Genomic DNA, 18,020 nt, shown 5'->3' with positions numbered 1-18,020 from the left:
ACACAGCAGGACCCCGGGGCGTGTGCCCCGGGGTCCTGCTGTGTCCCTGCCTGCCGCTGCCTACTCCGTTTTGATCGCCGTCAGCATGTTCAGGCGGGCGGCGCTGCGGGCGGGCCACAGGGCGGCCAGGACGCCGACCACGGCGGCCAGCAGGAGGAAGATGCCGATCCGGTCGTACGGCAGGACCAGCTCGTAGTCGGGAACCGACTTCGCGAGCGTGGTACCGACGGCCCAGGCGAGGAAGACGCCGATGGCGACGCCCAGGACCGCGCCGAAGAGCGAGATCACCACGGCTTCCAGGCGGATCATGTTCTTGACCCGGCTCCGGTCGAGACCGATCGCCCGCAGCATGCCGATCTCCTGGGTCCGCTCGAAGACGGACATCGCCAGGGTGTTGACGACGCCGAGCACCGAGATGATCAGGGCCATGCCGAGCAGGCCGTACATGATGTTCAGCATCGTGTTGATGATGCCGCCCATCTCGTCGCGCATGTCCTGCTGGGTGGCGACGGTGATGGCCGGGTTCTTGCCCAGGGCGTCGACGACCTTCTGCTGGCCGGCCTCGGTGGACCCGCCGTCGACGTTGACGTACACCTCGCGGATGTACTGCTCCTCGCTGTGCTCGCTGAGGATCTTGTTGTCGATGACGTACGGGGAGAGCAGGCCCTCCATGTCCTTGTAGACCGCGCCGACCTTCAGGGTGCCCTTCTGCCCGTCGTCGTACTGGACCTGAAGCGCGGAGCCGACGGTGAGGTTCTGCTTCTTGGCGGTCTTCTCGGCGACAGCCAGCTCGCCCTTGCCGAGAGCGTCCAGCGAACCGCTGAGGACCTCGATGTTGAGCAGCTGGCCGATGGCGGCCGGGGTGACGCCGGAGGCGGACCGGAAGTCGTCGCCGACCTTGAAGTAGCCGTCGGCCTGCGGGGAGACCGCCTTGATGCCGGGGGCCTTGGCCAGGGTCTCGGCCACCGACTTGTCCAGGCTGCCCATGTCGCCGGACATGGAGACCTTGTAGTCCGCCTTGAGCTTCTCGGTGCTCATGCGGTCGACGACCTTGCCCATGGTGATGCCGAGCACCGACAGGGTGGTGACCAGCGTCAGGCCGATCGCCAGGGAGGCGGCGGTGACGGCGGTGCGGCGCGGGTTGCGGACGGCGTTCTGCGCGGCCAGCTTGCCGGGGACCCCGAACACCTTCTGCAGTGCGGGGCGGACGGCCGCGATGACCGGCTTGGAGAGCAGCGGCAGCAGCACGATCATGCCGATGAGCATGAAGAACGCTCCCGCACCGATGGCCATGCGGCCGTCGCCGCCGCCCATGGACACGCCGAGCCCGACCAGGCCGATGCCGAGGACGCTGATGACGGAGCCGATGATGTTGCGCAGGAGCAGGGACTTCGCGTCGGCCGGCAGGTGGGCGCTGCCCATGGCGGCGACCGGGGCGATCCGGCCCGTGCGCCAGGCGGGCAGCACCGCGGCCACCGTGGTGACCAGGATGCCGATGACCAGGGCCGCGATGACGGTGCCCGGGGCGATCACGAGACCGCCGCCCGGCAGCTTGGCGCCGAAGGAGCCGATCAGGGAGCGGATGCCGATCGCCAGGCCGACGCCGCTGATCATGCCGAGGGCGGCGGACACGGCGCCGACGACCAGGGCCTCGGTGAGGACCGAGCGCATGACCTGGCCGCGGTTGGCGCCGACGGCGCGCAGCAGGGCCAGCTCCTTGGTGCGCTGGGTGACCAGCATGGTGAAGGTGTTGTAGATCAGGAAGACGCCGACGAAGAGCGCGATGCCGGCGAAGACGAGCAGCATGGTGCTCATGTTGCCCATGCCCTCCTCGATGTCCTTCGCCTGCTCCTTGGCGAGCGCCGCGCCGGTCTGCGCCTTGGTGTTCTTGTCGTCGAGCAGCGGCTTGATCTCGCCCAGCAGCTGGTCGGCGGAGGCGCCGCCCTTGGCGGCGACCGACAGCTCCTGGAAGTAGCCGGGCTTGAGGTAGAGCTCCTGGGCGACCTTGGTGTCGAAGAGGACGAGGCTGCCGCCGGCCTGGACGGCGCCGTCCTCGGTGGTGAAGACGCCGGCGAGCGAGTACTCCTTGACGGGGCCGTTGGTGGCGACGCGGACCTTGTCGCCGATCCGGTAGCCGCCCGCGTCCGCGGTCGCCTTGTCGAGCGCGATCTCGTCGGCCTTGGCCGGGCCGGCGCCCTGGGTGAAGGCGTAGCGCGGGTCCTTGCCGTCCTTGACGGGGGTGTAGTTGGAGCCCTTGTTGGACCAGCCGGAGCCGATCAGCTTGCCGTTCTCGTCACCCACGCCGGCGAAGCCGGAGACGCGGCCGGAGACGGAGTCGACACCGCCGAGGGCCTTGACCTTGTCGAGGGTCTGCTGGCTGATGCCGGGCTCGCCCTCCTTCTGCCCGTTCTCGTCGCGGCCCTGGCCGTACGAGGTGACGGAGACGGCCACTCCCTCGTAGCTCTTGGCGGACTGGCCGGAGAGCGACTTCTCCAGGGTGTCGGTGAAGACGAGGGTGCCGGAGACGAAGGCGACGCCGAGGGTGACGGCGAGGACCGTCATCAGGAGCCTGGCCTTGTGCGCGAGGACGTTGCGCAGGGCGGTACGGAACATGGGGGATCTCAGTCCTGGGGCTGGAGGTCTGGAGGAGGGCGGGGGATGCGGATCCCGGGTCAGCTGGTGCGGCCCTTGGCGTCGAAGGCCTTCATACGGTCGAGCACGCCGTCGGCGGTGGGGTTCGGCATCTCGTCGACGATGCGGCCGTCGGCGAGGAAGATGACGCGGTCCGCGTAGGAGGCGGCGACCGGGTCGTGGGTGACCATCACGACGGTCTGGCCGAGCTCGCGGACGGAGTTGCGCAGGAAGCCGAGGACCTCGGCGCCGGAGCGGGAGTCGAGGTTGCCGGTGGGCTCGTCGCCGAAGATGATCTCGGGGCGGGAGGCCAGGGCGCGGGCCACGGCCACGCGCTGCTGCTGGCCGCCGGAGAGCTGCGTCGGGCGGTGGCTGAGGCGGTCGGAGAGGCCGACCATGCGGATCACGTCGTCCAGCCACTGCTTGTCGGGCTTGCGGCCGGCGATGTCCATGGGGAGCGTGATGTTCTCCAGGGCCGTCAGGGTCGGCAGCAGGTTGAAGGCCTGGAAGATGAAACCGATCTTGTCCCGGCGCAGCTGGGTCAGCTGCTTGTCCTTGAGGGTGCCGAGCTCGGTCTCGCCGAGGCGGACGGAGCCGGCGGAGAAGGTGTCCAGACCGGCGACGCAGTGCATCAGCGTGGACTTGCCGGAGCCCGAGGGACCCATGATCGCCGTGAACTGCCCCTGGGCGAAGTCGACGGAGACGTTGTCCAGGGCGACCACCTGGGTTTCGCCCTGGCCGTACACCTTCGACAGCTGCGTGGCGCGGGCGGCCACGGCCTGGGCCGTGTGCGGGGCGTAGTTCATGGTGGTCACAGGGGGGACTCCTGTCGAGCGGGGCGTCAGCGGACTGCGGACTTGCGGGACGTTTCCATCCTCACCGCGCCCACCCCCGCTCGGGATCAGCCGAGGTGCCCGTTCTCCGGCCCACTGGAGTCTGATCGGGGGGCCGTCCGCCTCCTCCTTTGGTATGACACGGCCCCTGAGTGGCGGTCCGTCGCGGCCCTTTGCGGCCGGGGGCGGCCCGGGGGCGGCCCGGGGGTGGCCCGGGGTGGCGTGCGGGGTGGCGGCCGAGGTGGCGCGGGCCGTCGAAATCCCGTCAATCCCGGGTGGCCGATGATCGTCCGCGAAGGGCGCCCAGAGCGGCCCGACCCCGCCTTCTTGTGCCTGATGGCCCCTCAATCGCCAATAAAATCAGACAACATCGCAATGACGGCCGACTGGCGCAGCGGGTGTTCCGGATAGGCTCGGCACAGCGTTCAGAGTTTTTTGCGCGGGGGCTGCTGGGCCTTGGCCCGGATGGTGGAATGCAGACACGGCGAGCTTAAACCTCGCTGGCCTACACAGGTCGTACCGGTTCAAATCCGGTTCCGGGCACTCCCGCGGCGGCCCTTTTATCCCCTGCCGCTTTGCCGTGCCTTCTCCTAAGATCCTCCTCCAGCGGTAGGGTGCTTTCTTTGCGAGCGCATTACTCTTGTGACAAGGCCGCGCACGGTGGCCATGGAGGAGTGAGATGAGGAGCAGTAACCCGGTCTTCTCGCGACGGGGGTTCAGCCGCGACGCCGGCGGCTACGCGGGCTTCGACGCGCAGCACCAGGCGCAGGCCGGGACCGCGACCGCGACGAACCCGTACGCGACGAACCCGTACGCGACCGACCTGACCACGGGCATGCCGCAGGCTCCGGCCCGCGGCAACGCGATGACGATCGACGACGTCGTGAGCCGTACGGCCATGACGCTCGGCACCGTGATCCTGACGGCGACCCTCGCCTGGATCGCGCTGCCCGTCGACCCCGCGAACGTCGGCAAGTCGTACGGCATCGCCGTCGGCGCCGCGCTCGTCGCGTTCGTCCTGGCGATGGTCCAGTCCTTCAAGCGCAAGGCCTCCCCGGCGGTCATCCTCGGGTACGCGGCGTTCGAGGGTGTCTTCCTCGGTGTCATCAGCGCCGCCACGAGCACCTACATGGGCGCCGGCGTCGTGATCCAGGCCGTGCTCGGCACGATGTGCGTCTTCGCCGCGGTGCTGTTCGCGTACAAGATGCGCTGGATCCGGGTCAACCGCCGGTTCTACGGCTTCGTGATGGCCGCGGCCATGGGCTTCATCCTGCTCATGCTCACGAACCTGCTGTTCTCGGTCTTCGCGGGCGGTGACGGCCTCGGCTTCCGCAGCGGCGGCCTCGGCATCCTCTTCGGGTGCATCGGCGTCATCCTCGGCGCCTGCTTCCTCGCCCTCGACTTCAAGCAGGTCGAGGACGGCCTCACGTACGGCGCCCCGCGCGAGGAGGCCTGGCTGGCGGCCTTCGGCCTCACCATCACCCTGGTGTGGATCTACCTGGAGCTGCTGCGCCTGTTCCAGATCCTCTCGGGCGACGACTAACCGCACCGGCGAACGACCGCCCACACGCGTGGGGAAGGCCCCGCGAGCAGACTGCTCGCGGGGCCTTCCCGCGTTTCGGAGGAATGTGGATCGGGGGCACGGATCGGGGGTATGGATCAGGGTCGGGAGTCGGGCCGGTACGAGGGCGGGGCTCAGCCGAACTTTCTCGCGGCCCTGCGCAGGTCGTACTCGTGGATGATCGCCTTGGCCTGGCCGTACGACAGCCGGTGCGCGCCGCGCAGCCAGCTGACCTTCTCCTCGAACCGGACGAGGGAGGGGCCGTCGTCCACGGTGCGGAGCCAGTCGGAGAGTTCACGACCGGTGGTCAGGGGGATTCTGTCGATCATGTTGCGGTGGGTCTGCTCGGAGAACTCTACGGACATGGGCGCCTCCGGAGGTATCGCCGTGCTGTGCTGTTCTCTTCACGCCACCGTGCCGGAGAGTTCGCCCGTTGGCAATGGTGCCCGGGCGGCGCGTAAGGTCGGCCGGGTGCTTGATACTTCGCCCCTGACCGCCGTCGTGGAACGTTTCGCCGAGCGCCTGCGGGCCGCGCCGCAGAGCCGGCTCCAGCGCGGGGCCGCCGCCGAGGCGCTGGAACTGGCCCGGGAGCTGTCCGTGCGGGCGCAGCGGCTGGAGGACCCTCAGGGGGCGGCCGAGCCCCGGCTGATGCCGGAAGCCGGGATCTTCGTGGTGGGGGACCAACTGGCGGTGGCCGGACAGGACCTCGCGGAGGCACTGCGCGACGCGAGCCGGAGGCCCGCCGGGGCTGCCGGGGCGGCCGACGCCGCCGGGGACAGCGCGAAGGCCCCGTCCGAGATGCTGGACGAGGCCGTGCGGCTGGTGGAGCAGGCGGAAGTCAGAGCGATGCGATGACGCGGTCCGCGAGGATGTAGACGTTGCTGTCGGGGTCCTCGGAGTCACCGCAGGAGAAGGTCAGCGCGTAGGCGCCGGAGATGCCCGAGCCGCCCAGCAGGACCGGCGCGGTGCCCGAGCGCAGGGCCTCGGCGAGGCGCTCGGCCGTCTCCCGGTGGCCCGGGGTCATGCACAGCGTGGTGCCGTCGGTGAAGACGTACACGTCCAGCGTGCCCAGCGGGCCCGGGCGGACGTCCGCGAGGGCCGTACGGGCCTCCGCGAGCTCCTCCAGGCGGCTGACCGTGCGCTCGTGGTCGGCGCCCGGGTACGAGGCCTGGACGGGTACGAAGTCGGGGTGCGAGGGGTGGCGCCGGCGGGCGGCGGCCAGCTCGGCCGAATCCTCGGGGTGGCTCGGGTACTCGTCGGCCGGATCCTCGCCGAACACGGGCTCCAGGCCGACCAGATCCGCCTGCCGGGGCAGGAAGAGCGGGCTGTCCTCGCCCAGGCCGGGCAGGCCGCCCAGCAGCGAGGTAGGGGTCTCCCCAGCGAAGCGAGGGGAAGCGTCGGCGGCGTCGCGGGCCTCCTGCGCGGCCCAGAAGGCCCGCGCCTCGGCCAGCTCGCGCTCGCGCTCCTCGGCGAGGGCCTCGGCGACGGCGGCCCGTATCTCGGCGGCGGGGGACTCCACGGCGCTGCGGGCGTGCGGGACCGCGGCGCCGCGCGGGTGCGCCGACACGGTCAGCTCACCGCGCAGGGCCGTGACCTGCTTGCGCAGTCCGTGTACGGCGTGCAGCGCAGCGGCGCCCACGGCCGTGGTGGCGGCCGTGGTCAGCAGCAGGGCAAGAGACATGGCGCTCACTGGCTAACTCCTGATTGTTTCGATCCCCCGACTTCCTACATCAGAGTGTCCCGACCTGGGAATGGCGTGCAGTGCATTACGTCACGAATTGGACAGGTCTTTGGTCACACGTTTACCCCGCGTACTGCCACTGACCTGCATAAATGCCAATCCCCCAGGACGTAGGTCACATCCTGGGGGAGATTCGGTCACGGGTCGGCCGCGACGCGGTTAGATTCGGCGTCAGTACGCCGCTTGGGATCCGGCCGGATCCCTTGCGGCGACTGGGCGCGCTACTAGATCAGCTAGCTCAGGCGCTCGATGACCATGGCCATGCCCTGGCCGCCGCCCACGCACATGGTCTCCAGGCCGAACTGCTTGTCGTGGAACTGCAGGCTGTTGATCAGGGTGCCGGTGATGCGGGCGCCGGTCATCCCGAACGGGTGACCGACGGCGATGGCCCCGCCGTTGACGTTCAGCTTCTCCAGCGGGATCTCCAGGTCCCGGTAGGAGGGGATGACCTGGGCCGCGAAGGCCTCGTTGATCTCGAACAGGTCGATGTCGCCGACGGTCAGGCCGGCCCGCTTCAGGGCCTGCTTGGACGCCTCGACCGGGCCCAGGCCCATGATCTCGGGGGAGAGGGCGGTGACGCCGGTGGAGACGATCCGGGCCAGCGGGGTCAGGCCCAGCTCCCGCGCCTTGGTGTCGCTCATGATGACCAGCGCGGCGGCGCCGTCGTTGAGCGGGCAGCAGTTGCCGGCCGTGACCAGGCCGTCGGGGCGGAAGACCGGCTTCAGGCCCTGGACGCCCTCCAGGGTGACGCCGGCGCGCGGGCCGTCGTCGGTGGAGACGACCGTGCCGTCCGGGGTGGTGACCGGGGTGATCTCGCGGGCCCAGAAGCCGTTCTTGATGGCCTCTTCGGCGAGGTTCTGCGAGCGGACGCCGAACTCGTCCATGTCCTGGCGGGTCACACCCTTGAGGCGGGCCAGGTTCTCGGCGGTCTGCCCCATCGCGATGTACGCGTCGGGCACCAGGCCGTCCTCGCGCGGGTCGTGCCAGGACGAGCCCTCGCTCTGCGCGACGGCGGCCGTACGGGCCTCCGCGTCGGCGAAGAACGGGTTGTGGGTGTCCGGGATGCCGTCGGAGGAGCCCTTGACGGACCGGGAGACCATTTCGACGCCCGCGGAGATGAAGACGTCGCCCTCGCCCGCCTTGATGGCGTGCAGGGCCATGCGGGAGGTCTGGAGCGAGGAGGAGCAGTAGCGGGTGATCGTGCTGCCCGGCAGGTAGTCCATGCCCATCTGCACGGCCACGATGCGGCCCAGGTTGTGGCCCTGCTCGCCGCCGGGGAGGCCGCAGCCGAGCATCAGGTCGTCGATGTCGCGCGGGTCCAGCTCGGGGACCTTGGCGAGGGCGGCCTGGATGATCGTCGCGGTCAGGTCGTCCGGCCGGAGGTCCTTGAGGGATCCCTTGAAGGCACGCCCGATGGGCGAACGGGCGGTCGAAACGATGACGGCTTCGGGCATCGGGGGCTCCAAGGGGGTGAGTTGCGGCTCGTACCGGGACCGCAAGCGAAGTTACCGGCCCGTACCGTCGAGGTCACCGGCCTTGGTGTGTGATGAGGGTCGCTTCCGGGGCGCGGTGGCCCCGGCCGACGCGGCCCCGGCCTCCCCGGCCGCTTCCCCGGGTGCCTCCCGGGCGGCCTCCCGCGCCGCTTCCCGGGCTGCTTCCCCGGTCGCCTCCTGGGCCGCTTCCCGGACCGCCTCCCGCGCCGCTTCCCCGGCCGCCTCTCCGGTCGCCTCCCGGGCCGCCTCCTGCGCCGCCTCGCCGGTCGCCTCCCGGCCGCCTTCCGCGGGCTCTCCCGGCTGGCCGATCTCCGGCGGGCTGGGCATCCGGCGCCTGCGGCGGTGCTTGAGCAGGGCCCAGGGGGCGCGGGCGGCCGTGACCTCCGTACCCGCCTGGCCGGCGGCGGCGGAGGCCGCCTCGGCGACGGGGAGCATGTCCTCGTCCCGGGTGTGGTCCAGCCGGTCGGACTCGGGCCAGACGCCGAGCGCGGCGCACACGGTGGGCAGGATGGCCATGGCGGCGGTCGCGTACCCCTCGGCGGACGGGTGGTAGGAGTCCGGGCCGAACATCTCGCGCGGGTTCGCGGCGAACTCCGGGCCGAGCAGGTCCCCCATGGAGACGGTACGGGCGCCCAGCGCGACCACGCCGACCGTCTGGGCGGCGGCCAGCTGGCGCGAGACGCGGCGGGCCACCCAGCGCAGCGGCTGGTAGACCGGCTCGATCGTGCCCAGGTCGGGGCAGGTGCCGACCACGACCTCGGCGCCCGCGTCCCGCAGCCGGCGGGTGGCGGCGGCGAGCAGGCGTACCGACTGGGTCAGGGGCATCCGGCGCGTCACGTCGTTCGCGCCGATCATGATCACCGCCACATCGGGGGGCGGGGCGTCACCGTCGAGGAGCACGCCCGCCTGGCGGTCGAGGTCGTCCGACATGGCTCCCGAGAGGGCCACGTTCCGCAGCTCCACCGGCCGCTCGGCCACCGCCGCGAGTCCGGAGGCCAGCAGGGCGCCCGGGGTCTGCCTCGCCCGGCGCACGCCCAGACCGGCGGCCGTGGAATCGCCCAGCATGGCCAGGCGCAGCGGGCCCGGGTTCAGCTCCAGTCCGCCGAACTCGCTCCCGTACAGGCCGTCCGCGCGCGGCGGATCGGGCAGGCCGGTGCCCACCGTGCGCTTGGCGAACTGCACCTCCGCCACCACCAGACCCACCGCGGCGACCCCGATGAGCCCGATCCCGCCACCGCCGTACGCCGCGCCCGCCGCGATCCGGCGGGCGGTTCTCGCTCTGGACACGCTGCAGACCACCTCGCTCTCGTACCTGGCCCTGATGAGCTTCCTGCCCCGTACCGCGGGTCAGTCAATCCCTTTCCGCATACTCTGGCCGGACCTCCCGGAGAACCCGTGGAGTCCCCTCCTTGGAGAACATGGTGCAATTCCACGACTCGATGATCAGCCTCGTCGGCAACACCCCGCTGGTGAAGCTCAACCGTGTGACCGAAGGCCTTCAGGCCACCGTGCTCGCGAAGGTCGAGTACTTCAATCCCGGTGGATCCGTGAAGGACCGGATCGCCGTCCGGATGATCGAGGCCGCCGAGCAGAGCGGAGCCCTCAAGCCCGGTGGCACCATCGTGGAGCCGACCAGCGGCAACACGGGTGTAGGACTCGCCATCGTGGCCCAGCAGAAGGGCTACAAGTGCATCTTCGTCTGCCCTGACAAGGTCTCCCTCGACAAGATCAACGTGCTGCGCGCGTACGGCGCCGAGGTCGTGGTCTGCCCGACCGCCGTCGATCCGGAGCACCCGGACTCGTACTACAACGTGTCCGACCGCCTGGTGCGCGAGACGCCGGGCGCCTGGAAGCCCGACCAGTACAGCAACCCGAACAACCCCCGTTCGCACTACGAGACCACCGGTCCCGAGCTGTGGGAGCAGACGGACGGGAAGATCACCCACTTCGTCGCGGGCGTCGGCACGGGCGGCACGATCTCCGGCACCGGCAACTACCTCAAGGAGGTCAGCGGCGGGAAGGTCAAGGTCATCGGCGCCGACCCCGAGGGCTCGGTCTACTCCGGCGGCTCGGGCCGCCCGTACCTCGTCGAGGGCGTCGGCGAGGACTTCTGGCCCACCGCCTACGACCCCAACGTGACGGACGAGATCATCGCGGTGTCCGACAAGGACTCCTTCCAGATGACCCGCCGCCTGGCGAAGGAAGAGGGCCTGCTGGTCGGCGGCTCCTGCGGCATGGCCGTCGTGGCCGCGCTGCGCGCCGCCGAGGGCCTCGGCCCGGACGACGTGGTCGTCGTGCTGCTGCCGGACAGCGGCCGCGGCTACCTCAGCAAGATCTTCAGCGACGAGTGGATGGCGGGCCACGGCTTCCTGGAGGAGGCCGGCCCGGCGGCGCGCATCGGGGACGTGCTGGCGGACAAGGCGGGCGGCATCCCGTCCCTCGTCCACATGCACCCCGAGGAGACCGTGGGCGAGGCCATCGAGGTGCTGCGCGAGTACGGCGTCTCGCAGATGCCGATCGTCAAGCCCGGCGCGGGCCACCCGGACGTGATGGCCGCCGAGGTCATCGGCTCGGTCGTGGAGAAGGAGCTCCTCGCCGCGCTGTTCGCGCAGCGGGCCGCGCTGACCGATCCGCTGGAGAAGCACATGAGCTCGCCGCTGCCGCAGGTCGGCTCGGGCGAGCCGGTGGCGGAGCTGATGAAGGTGCTGGGCGAGGCCGACGCGGCGATCGTCCTGGTCGAGGGCAAGCCGACCGGCGTGGTGAGCCGCCAGGACCTCCTGGCGTTCCTGGCGAAGACGTCGAAGTAGCGTCCGCCGCGTGGGGCCGGGCCGGCCGGCATCGCCGGTATCGCCGGTATCGCCGATATCGCGCCGTCGCGCAAAAGGTACGGGCCCGACACGTGACGGCAGCACCGGCTTAACACGGCTCCGGCACAGTGGTGGTTGTCGGCAGGGAGGCCCGGGAAACCGGGAGGAACGGCCGACGACACCGACTGGCGTCGGCGTGACTCCGGAGCGGCTCCCGGACCGCGTGGGACGCCATGGACGCGGACGGCCCTGACCCGGCCCGTGTCCTGCGTGGGGACCGCCGTCGTCCCGCCCCCGGGCAACCGGGGTGCGGCGGTCCCCACGCTGTCTTTTTCCCGGCCCGGGCCATGGGCTGGGGCTGTCAGTCCCGGGGGTTTCGGGTTCGGCCGCGCAGCGACTTGGTGGCGTGGATGAAGTTCACGCCCACGATGCCGGCCCAGGCCACGAGCAGACCCGCCAGGTGCGCCTGCGTGGCGGCGATCGCGGACAGCGGAATGGCCAGGACCAGGGTGATGATGGCGAAGCCGAAGCGTTCGCCGAAGTTCCCGTCCCCCGAGGGCCCCGCCGGGGAGCCGCCGCGCGCCGACAGGAGGCGTTCCTCCGCCAGCCGGCGCCGGACCTGGGTGTCTACCTTCTCGACGAAGGACTCCACCAGCGCGGACTCGTACTCGGGACCCAGCTCCCGCCGCGCGTCCAGCGTGGCGTCGAGTTCCTTCTTCAGCTCTTGGCGCTCCATCTCGCCCACGGTAGGGAGCGGGGAGCGCCCCCGCACTGGGGGTAGCCCCCGTTTCGGGCGTCTCGCGGAGCGGGCCGCCGCTTGCCGTCCTGCATAACCGCATGCAGAGTGCTCCGTAAGTGAATATTCACCGGGACGGGGACGGAGGGGACGGGATGAGCGACAGCCCGGCCGCGCGGCTGCAGAAGCTGTTCGAGGGGCACCGGCTGACGCCGACCCAGCGGCGGATCGCGCACTGCATGGTGCGCGGGGCGGCCGACGTGCCGTTCCTGTCGAGCGTGGAGCTCGCGGAGCTGGCGGGCGTGAGCCAGCCGTCGGTGACCCGCTTCGCGGTGGCGCTGGGCTTCGACGGGTATCCCGCGCTGCGCCGGCACCTGCGCGAGGTGGCCCCCGCCGAGCGGGCGGACCTGGAGCAGGAGGACTCGTACAACGAGTACCAGCAGGCCGTTCAGGGGGAGATCGAGAACCTGCGGCGGCTGGCGGCGATGCTCGCCGACCCGGCCCCGGTGCAGGAGGCGGGGCGGCTGCTGGCCGCGTCGAGCCCGCTGCCCGTACTGGGGCTGCGCGCGGCCTCCTCGCAGGCGCGCGGGTTCGCGTACTTCGCCGCCAAGGTGCATCCGGACGTACGGCTCCTCGACGAGGGCGGTTCGATGCTCGCCGACCGGATCGACGCGGCCGTGGCCGCCGGGGCCTCGGCGCTGCTGTGCTTCGCGCTGCCCCGCTATCCGCGGGAGGTGGCGGAGGCCCTGGAGCACGGGCGGGCGGCCGGGCTGACGGTGGTGACGGTCGCGGACTCGGCCTTCGCCCCGGTCGCCAGGTACTCGGATCTGCTGATTCCGGCGCCGGTCGGGACCGGGCTGGCCTTCGACACGGCCTGCGCCCCGATGCTGCTGGGCCGGGTGCTGCTGGAGGCGATGGCGGACGCGCTGCCGGACGCGCAGGCCCGACTGGAGGCGTTCGACGCCCGGGCCGCGGCGCGCGGGTTGTTCGTGGAGTGACCGGGTCTCAGCGGTAGTTGAGCTCCGCGAGCTCGGTGGCGAGCCGGGTGCGCAGCGCCGGGACGCGGGCGAGGAGGGGGAGCGCGGTGTTGCGTACGGCGCGCAGGGCGGGGTTGCGGACGGTCGCGATCCGGGTCATCCGGTCGGTCAGGGCCACCACGCGCAGGGCGACGGGCCGGCGGTGGGCCTCGTAGCCGTCGAGGTCGCCCCGGACCAGCGCCCGGCCGAGGGCGTAGCCGTCCTGGATGCCGGTGTTCATGCCCTGTCCGCCCGCCGGGCTGTGCACGTGGGCGGCGTCCCCGGCGAGCAGCAGCCGCCCGGCGCGGTATCGGTCGGCGACCCGGTGGTGGATGCGGAACCGCGAGGACCAGGCGAGGGAGCGGACGGTGGCCTGGCCGGGCGCGCGCTCGTCCAGGAGGCCCTGGATGAAGCCGAGGGCCGGCTCGGCGGGGGCCTCGGCGACGCTCGCGACGATCCGGTAGCGCCCTGCGGGCAGCGGGGCGATCACCGTGAGCCCGGTGGCGCCGAGGACGAGCGAGACCTCGCCGGCGCCCGGAGCCCAGTCCATGACGACGTCGGCGAGGACGAAGGACTCCCCGTACGCGGAGCCGGTGAAGCCGATCCCGGCGGCCTCCCGGACCGCGCTGTGCATCCCGTCGGCCCCGACGGCGTGGGCGGCGCGCAGGGTCTGGCCCGTGGCGGTGGTGAGGGTGACGCCGTCGGGGTCCTGGGTGATGCCGGTGACCTCGTACGGGCGGTGGACGTCGGCGCCGAGGGCGCGCAGGCGGGCGAGGAGCACGGCCTCGGTCTCGTCCTGGGGGACCATCAGCGCGTACGGGTAAATGGTGGGCAGGCCCTCGAAACCGACCTCGGCGAGCGGGCGGGCGCCGTCGCGGATCCGGAACGTGCTGACGGGGATGCCGCGGCCGATCAGTTCGGCGGAGAGGGCGCCGGTGGGGTCGAGCTCGTCGAGCACCTCCAGGGTGCGGGCGTGGACGACGGCGGCGCGGGTGGGGGTCCCCCCGGCGGAGCCAGGGGGAGTGTTGGCGCCCTCGGCCTGGCGGTCGAGGAGGACGAAGTCCACGCCGGCCTCGGCCAGGGTCACGGCGAGCGCCAGGCCGGTGGGTCCGGCGCCGACGATGGCGATCTCGGTGCGTGCGGGGAGCGGGAGTGCGGCGGTACTGGTCATGCGGGCTGCCTCCTCCGGTGGGCCAACGTACGTTGGCCAACGGCTGTTGACTTCAGGATGCGCCTGCCGGGGCTGTCATGTCAACGCATGTTGGCCTACGATTGTTGGCATGACGGCACGACGCTCCTCCGACACGACCAAGACGACGATCCTGCGGGCGGCCCGCGAGCGCTTCGCCGCCCAGGGGTACGAGCGCACGACCATCCGCGCCGTCGCGGCGGACGCGGAGATCGACCCGTCGATGGTCATGCGGTACTTCGGCAGCAAGGACGGGCTCTTCGAGGCCGCCCTGGCGGTGGACCTGCGCATGCCCGACCTGCGCGCCGTGCCCGCCGGGGAGCTGCCCGCCGCCCTCGTACGGCACTTCGTGGACCGGTGGGAGGGCGATCCGGCCGATGACGCCCTGCTGGTGCTGCTGCGCTCGGCGGTGACGAACGAGCGGGGCGCGGCCCGGATGCGGGAGGTGTTCGCGACCCAGGTCGCCCCGGCGCTGGTCGCGGCCCTCGGCCCCGACCGGGCCGCCCGCGCGGCCGGCCTGGTCGCGGCCCAGCTGCTGGGTCTGGCCCTGACCCGCTACCTCCTGCGGCTCCCCGCGGTGACCGCCCTGACCCCGGACGAACTCGTGGCCGGGCTCGCCCCGGCGGTCGCGGCGACCCTGTCTGCCGCCCACCCGTAGCCGCTGCGCGGGGCCTCCTGGGGGCTCGCCCCCAGACCCTCCCCCAGCTACCGCTGGGAGGTGCCCCCAGCGCCTCAAACGCCGGCGAGGCTGGATCTTTCAGCCGGGGGAGAAACGGAGTAAGGGTGGGGGGAGAAGGCCCCGCGCAGCGGCTACAGCAGGGCGTCGCGGAGGGCGCCGCCCGCCTCCGCCACGATCTGCGCGGGGGACTGCGCCGGGCGGGCCAGGGTGAAGTGGACTCCGCCCCCCGGGGTGATCCGGAAGCCGTGGACCGCAGGGCGCGGGAGGCTGTTGTAGCCGTAGTGGGCCGTGAAGAAGTACGCGCCCGTGTCCGGGACGCCGATCAGGTCGCCCGGCGACAGCTCCGGCAGCTCCCGGGCCGTGGCCAGCAGGTCGCCCGCGAAGCAGGCCGGGCCCGCGATGTCCTGGGGGACGGGGGTGCCCGTCTTCGGGGTGCCCTTGGCGTCGTACGGGAGGATCCGCACCGGCCAGGCCGCCGGGGCGTACACGGTGCGGGTGGCCAGCTGGACCCCGGCGTGGGTGAGGGCGATGGGGCGGCCGCCGGTGGTCTTCGTGTACTCCACCCGCGCGAGCACCAGGCCGTGCTTGGCCAGCAGTGACCGGCCGAACTCCGTGACCAGCCCGTACGAGCCGTCGAACAGGGCCGGCACGGCCCCGCGCAGCGCCGCCACGTACTCCGCGTACGTCGGGGTCTGCTCGTCGGAGGCGAAGTTCACCGGCAGGCCGCCGCCGATGTCGAGGGTGTCGATCTGCCGCCCCCCGGCCGCCGCGTTGATCTCCTCCGCCAGGGCGTGCAGTTCCCGTACGCCCTGCGCGATCAGCGGCAGCGGGACGCCCTGCGAGCCCGAGTGGGTGTGCAGCCGGGTCAGCCACGGGCGCTCGGCGAAGGCCCGTACCAGCCAGGCCCGGGCGCCCGGGTCGCGCAGCGGGACGCCGAATTTGGAGGTGGCGGTCGCCGTGGACAGGGCGTCGATGGCCCCCGCCCCGGTCTGCGGGTTGATCCGGATCCCGATCGGGGACGCGGTGGGGACGGCGGCGACGAGCGCGTCGAGCCGCTCCAGCTCCTGCCGGTTGTCGGCGTTGACCGCGATGCCCAGCGCCAGCGCCTCGCGCAGCTCGGCCGGGGTCTTGGCGGGGGAGTCCAGCACGGTCCGCTCCGGCGCGACCCCGGCCGCCCGGGCCAGCGCCAGCTCGCCGGGGCTCGCCACCTCGCAGCCGAACCCGGCCGCCGCCAGCAGCCGCAGCACCGGCACCAGGGGCGCGGCCTTCACGGCGAAGGCGTGCAGTACCGGGGTGCCGGGCGGGAGCGCGGCCGCGAACGCGCCGGCCAGGGCGGCCGCCGAGGCCTGGATCCCGGCCACGTCCAGCAGGCAGACCAGCGGCTCCGAGCCCTCCGCCCCGCCCACCAGACCCTGTTCGACGGCGGCCCGTACGGCCAGGTCCCGGCGCGCGGCGGCGCCCTCCGCGTCCGTCGCCGTGTGCGTCTCGACAGCCATGCGGAAAAGCCAATCATCCGGCGCGCCCGCGCGCAGCTGTTGACTGGATCTATTCAGGAGGAGAGGATGTGAATGGATTGACCAACATCGGAGGAGGCAACGCCATGTCAGGACCCCGCCCCGTACGGGCAGCGCGAGGCACGGAGCTCAGCACCCTGGGATGGCAGCAGGAGGCCGCGCTGCGGATGCTCCAGAACAACCTCGACCCCGAGGTCGCCGAGCACCCCGACAAGCTGGTCGTCTACGGCGGCACCGGCAAGGCCGCGCGCGACTGGCGCTCGTACGACGCGATGGTGCGCACGCTCCAGACCCTCAAGCAGGACGAGACGATGCTCGTCCAGTCCGGCCGGCCGGTCGGCGTGATGCAGACCCACGAGTGGGCCCCGCGCGTCCTGCTCGCCAACTCCAACCTCGTCGGCGACTGGGCCAACTGGGAGGAGTTCCGCCGCCTGGAGCACCTGGGCCTGACCATGTACGGCCAGATGACCGCCGGGTCGTGGATCTACATCGGTACGCAGGGCATCCTCCAGGGCACCTACGAGACCTTCGCCGCCGTCGCCGCCAAGAAGTTCAACGGGACCCTGGCGGGCACCATCACCCTCACCGCCGGCCTCGGCGGCATGGGCGGCGCCCAGCCGCTGGCCGTGACCATGAACGACGGCGTCGCGATCTGTATCGACGTCGATCCGCGCGCCATCGACCGCCGCATCGAGCACCGCTACCTGGACGTCAAGGCCGACAACCTCCGCCACGCCCTCCAGCTCGCCGTCGAGGCCCGCGACGCCCGCAAGCCGCTCTCCATCGGCCTCCTCGGCAACGCGGCCGAGCTGCTCCCGCAGATGCTGGCCGAGGGCGCCCCGATCGACATCGTGACCGACCAGACCTCGGCGCACGACCCGCTCGCCTACCTCCCCGTCGGCGTCGACTTCGAGGACATGGCCTCCTACGCGGCCAAGGACCCGGCGGGCTTCACCACCCGCGCCCGCGAGTCCATGGCCAAGCACGTCGAGGCCATGGTCGGCTTCATGGACGCCGGAGCCGAGGTCTTCGACTACGGCAACTCCATCCGCGGCGAGGCCCAGCTGGCCGGCTACGACCGCGCCTTCGCCTTCCCCGGCTTCGTTCCCGCCTACATCCGGCCGCTGTTCTGCGAGGGCAAGGGCCCCTTCCGGTGGGCCGCGCTCTCCGGCGAGGCCTCGGACATCCACAAGACCGACAAGGCGATGCTCGACCTCTTCCCGGAGAACGAGTCCCTGCACCGCTGGATCAAGATGGCGGGCGAGCGCGTCCACTTCCAGGGCCTGCCCGCGCGCATCTGCTGGCTCGGCTACGGCGAGCGCGACAAGGCCGGCGAGCGCTTCAACGACATGGTGGCGAGCGGCGAGCTGGCCGCCCCGCTGGTCATCGGCCGCGACCACCTCGACTGCGGCTCCGTCGCCTCCCCGTACCGCGAGACCGAGGCCATGCTCGACGGCTCCGACGCGATCGCCGACTGGCCGCTGCTGAACGCGATGGTCAACGTCGCCTCCGGCGCCTCCTGGGTCTCCATCCACCACGGCGGCGGCGTCGGCATGGGCCGCTCGATCCACGCGGGCCAGGTCACGGTCGCCGACGGCACCGCTCTGGCGGGCGAGAAGATCCGCCGGGTCCTGACGAATGACCCGGGCATGGGTGTCATCCGGCATGTCGATGCCGGCTACGACATTGCGGAGTCGGTCGCGGACGAGCGTGGTGTCCGCGTCCCGATGCGCGAGGGCGACTCCGCGTGAGCGAGGCAGACATCCCGGGTGCGGCGCCGCTGCCGGGGGCTCTGCCCCCGGACCCCCGCGCCTCAAACG

General features: G+C 72.0%; 14 protein-coding genes, 1 tRNA gene and 1 pseudogene. 7 read left to right on the top strand and 9 right to left on the bottom strand.

Annotated elements, in window-relative coordinates:
- Window positions 1–60: 60 nt before the first annotated feature.
- On the bottom strand, window positions 61–2,613 hold the full coding sequence (locus tag MTF65_RS16630; protein ID WP_243629485.1) for an ABC transporter permease: 2,553 nt from the start codon (window positions 2,611–2,613) through the stop codon (window positions 61–63).
- A 59-nt stretch (window positions 2,614–2,672) separates the two neighbouring features.
- On the bottom strand, window positions 2,673–3,437 hold the full coding sequence (locus MTF65_RS16625; RefSeq protein ID WP_243629726.1) for an ABC transporter ATP-binding protein: 765 nt from the start codon (window positions 3,435–3,437) through the stop codon (window positions 2,673–2,675).
- 486 nt (window positions 3,438–3,923) lie between these two features.
- Here MTF65_RS16625 and MTF65_RS16620 point away from each other — a divergent pair.
- Together MTF65_RS16620 and MTF65_RS16615 are read left to right on the top strand one after the other, a co-directional pair.
- Window positions 3,924–4,007: transfer RNA gene (locus tag MTF65_RS16620), tRNA-Leu, on the top strand.
- 136 nt (window positions 4,008–4,143) lie between these two features.
- Window positions 4,144–5,007, top strand: coding sequence for a Bax inhibitor-1/YccA family protein (locus MTF65_RS16615; RefSeq protein ID WP_243629484.1), 864 nt, complete (start codon window positions 4,144–4,146; stop codon window positions 5,005–5,007).
- A gap of 152 nt (window positions 5,008–5,159) precedes the next feature.
- Here the strand turns inward: MTF65_RS16615 and MTF65_RS16610 are convergent, their stop codons facing one another.
- Window positions 5,160–5,390: a DUF4287 domain-containing protein gene (locus MTF65_RS16610; protein ID WP_243629483.1), complete on the bottom strand. Its 231-nt coding sequence runs from the start codon at window positions 5,388–5,390 to the stop codon at window positions 5,160–5,162.
- Window positions 5,391–5,496: 106 nt separating this feature from the next.
- Between MTF65_RS16610 and MTF65_RS16605 the strand changes: the two genes are divergently transcribed.
- The gene (locus tag MTF65_RS16605) at window positions 5,497–5,880 is read left to right on the top strand and encodes a hypothetical protein (RefSeq protein WP_243629482.1); all 384 of its coding nucleotides are present in this window, start codon (window positions 5,497–5,499) and stop codon (window positions 5,878–5,880) included.
- Here the strand turns inward: MTF65_RS16605 and MTF65_RS16600 are convergent.
- The 3 genes and pseudogenes from MTF65_RS16600 to MTF65_RS16590 all read right to left on the bottom strand — a co-directional run.
- Window positions 5,864–6,706, bottom strand: a complete 843-nt coding sequence (locus MTF65_RS16600) for a hypothetical protein (protein ID WP_243629725.1) — start codon at window positions 6,704–6,706, stop codon at window positions 5,864–5,866. The genes MTF65_RS16605 and MTF65_RS16600 overlap by 17 nt on opposite strands.
- 293 nt (window positions 6,707–6,999) lie before the next feature.
- Window positions 7,000–8,220, bottom strand: coding sequence for an acetyl-CoA C-acetyltransferase (locus MTF65_RS16595; RefSeq protein WP_243629481.1), 1,221 nt, complete (start codon window positions 8,218–8,220; stop codon window positions 7,000–7,002).
- A gap of 348 nt (window positions 8,221–8,568) precedes the next feature.
- Window positions 8,569–9,546: pseudogene (locus MTF65_RS16590) on the bottom strand (SGNH/GDSL hydrolase family protein); the annotation flags it as partial.
- 134 nt (window positions 9,547–9,680) lie between these two features.
- Here MTF65_RS16590 and MTF65_RS16585 point away from each other — a divergent pair.
- Complete coding sequence (locus MTF65_RS16585; protein ID WP_243629724.1) at window positions 9,681–11,066, top strand: cystathionine beta-synthase; 1,386 nt, start codon at window positions 9,681–9,683, stop codon at window positions 11,064–11,066.
- A gap of 361 nt (window positions 11,067–11,427) precedes the next feature.
- On the opposite strand, the gene MTF65_RS16580 is transcribed toward MTF65_RS16585, so the two are convergent.
- Window positions 11,428–11,802 carry a hypothetical protein gene (locus MTF65_RS16580; protein ID WP_243629480.1) on the bottom strand — a complete coding sequence of 125 codons (375 nt, stop codon included), beginning with the start codon at window positions 11,800–11,802 and terminating at the stop codon, window positions 11,428–11,430.
- A gap of 155 nt (window positions 11,803–11,957) precedes the next feature.
- On the opposite strand from MTF65_RS16580, the gene MTF65_RS16575 reads away from it, so the two are divergent.
- A complete protein-coding gene (locus MTF65_RS16575) occupies window positions 11,958–12,800 on the top strand; it encodes a MurR/RpiR family transcriptional regulator (RefSeq protein ID WP_243629479.1) in 843 nt (280 codons plus the stop codon).
- A 7-nt stretch (window positions 12,801–12,807) separates the two neighbouring features.
- Here MTF65_RS16575 and MTF65_RS16570 read toward each other — a convergent pair whose 3' ends face one another.
- Window positions 12,808–13,989, bottom strand: coding sequence for an NAD(P)/FAD-dependent oxidoreductase (locus tag MTF65_RS16570; RefSeq protein WP_243629478.1), 1,182 nt, complete (start codon window positions 13,987–13,989; stop codon window positions 12,808–12,810).
- A 109-nt stretch (window positions 13,990–14,098) separates the two neighbouring features.
- Here MTF65_RS16570 and MTF65_RS16565 point away from each other — a divergent pair, with 109 nt between their 5' ends.
- Complete coding sequence (locus MTF65_RS16565) at window positions 14,099–14,665, top strand: TetR/AcrR family transcriptional regulator (protein WP_243629477.1); 567 nt, start codon at window positions 14,099–14,101, stop codon at window positions 14,663–14,665.
- 152 nt (window positions 14,666–14,817) lie between these two features.
- On the opposite strand, the gene MTF65_RS16560 is transcribed toward MTF65_RS16565, so the two are convergent.
- Window positions 14,818–16,182 (bottom strand): diaminopimelate decarboxylase, encoded by a 1,365-nt coding sequence (locus tag MTF65_RS16560; protein ID WP_243629476.1) that lies wholly within the window; start codon window positions 16,180–16,182, stop codon window positions 14,818–14,820.
- Between the two features lie 104 nt (window positions 16,183–16,286).
- Between MTF65_RS16560 and hutU the strand changes: the two genes are divergently transcribed.
- Complete coding sequence (hutU, locus tag MTF65_RS16555) at window positions 16,287–17,951, top strand: urocanate hydratase (protein WP_243629475.1); 1,665 nt, start codon at window positions 16,287–16,289, stop codon at window positions 17,949–17,951.
- Window positions 17,952–18,020 lie beyond the last annotated feature (69 nt).

Source organism: Streptomyces sp. APSN-46.1 (assembly GCF_022815725.1).
In the GTDB taxonomy this organism is placed as follows: Bacteria; Actinomycetota; Actinomycetes; order Streptomycetales; family Streptomycetaceae; genus Streptomyces.
Note: the sequence above shows the minus strand (reverse complement) of the source record. Positions and strands in the feature narration are given on the sequence as shown.

Excerpts from the sequence above, each read along its gene's own strand:
- MTF65_RS16625 (WP_243629726.1), bottom strand. The coding sequence starts at position 3,437 with ATGAACTACGCCCCGCACACGGCCCAGGCCGTGGCCGCCCGCGCCACG.
- MTF65_RS16565 (WP_243629477.1), top strand. The coding sequence starts at position 14,099 with ATGACGGCACGACGCTCCTCCGACACGACCAAGACGACGATCCTGCGG.
- MTF65_RS16575 (WP_243629479.1), top strand. The coding sequence starts at position 11,958 with ATGAGCGACAGCCCGGCCGCGCGGCTGCAGAAGCTGTTCGAGGGGCAC.
- MTF65_RS16630 (WP_243629485.1), bottom strand. The coding sequence starts at position 2,613 with ATGTTCCGTACCGCCCTGCGCAACGTCCTCGCGCACAAGGCCAGGCTC.
- MTF65_RS16615 (WP_243629484.1), top strand. The coding sequence starts at position 4,144 with ATGAGGAGCAGTAACCCGGTCTTCTCGCGACGGGGGTTCAGCCGCGAC.
- hutU (WP_243629475.1), top strand. The coding sequence starts at position 16,287 with ATGTCAGGACCCCGCCCCGTACGGGCAGCGCGAGGCACGGAGCTCAGC.
- MTF65_RS16595 (WP_243629481.1), bottom strand. The coding sequence starts at position 8,220 with ATGCCCGAAGCCGTCATCGTTTCGACCGCCCGTTCGCCCATCGGGCGT.
- MTF65_RS16600 (WP_243629725.1), bottom strand. The coding sequence starts at position 6,706 with ATGTCTCTTGCCCTGCTGCTGACCACGGCCGCCACCACGGCCGTGGGC.
- MTF65_RS16610 (WP_243629483.1), bottom strand. The coding sequence starts at position 5,390 with ATGTCCGTAGAGTTCTCCGAGCAGACCCACCGCAACATGATCGACAGA.
- MTF65_RS16570 (WP_243629478.1), bottom strand. The coding sequence starts at position 13,989 with ATGACCAGTACCGCCGCACTCCCGCTCCCCGCACGCACCGAGATCGCC.
- MTF65_RS16580 (WP_243629480.1), bottom strand. The coding sequence starts at position 11,802 with ATGGAGCGCCAAGAGCTGAAGAAGGAACTCGACGCCACGCTGGACGCG.
- MTF65_RS16560 (WP_243629476.1), bottom strand. The coding sequence starts at position 16,182 with ATGGCTGTCGAGACGCACACGGCGACGGACGCGGAGGGCGCCGCCGCG.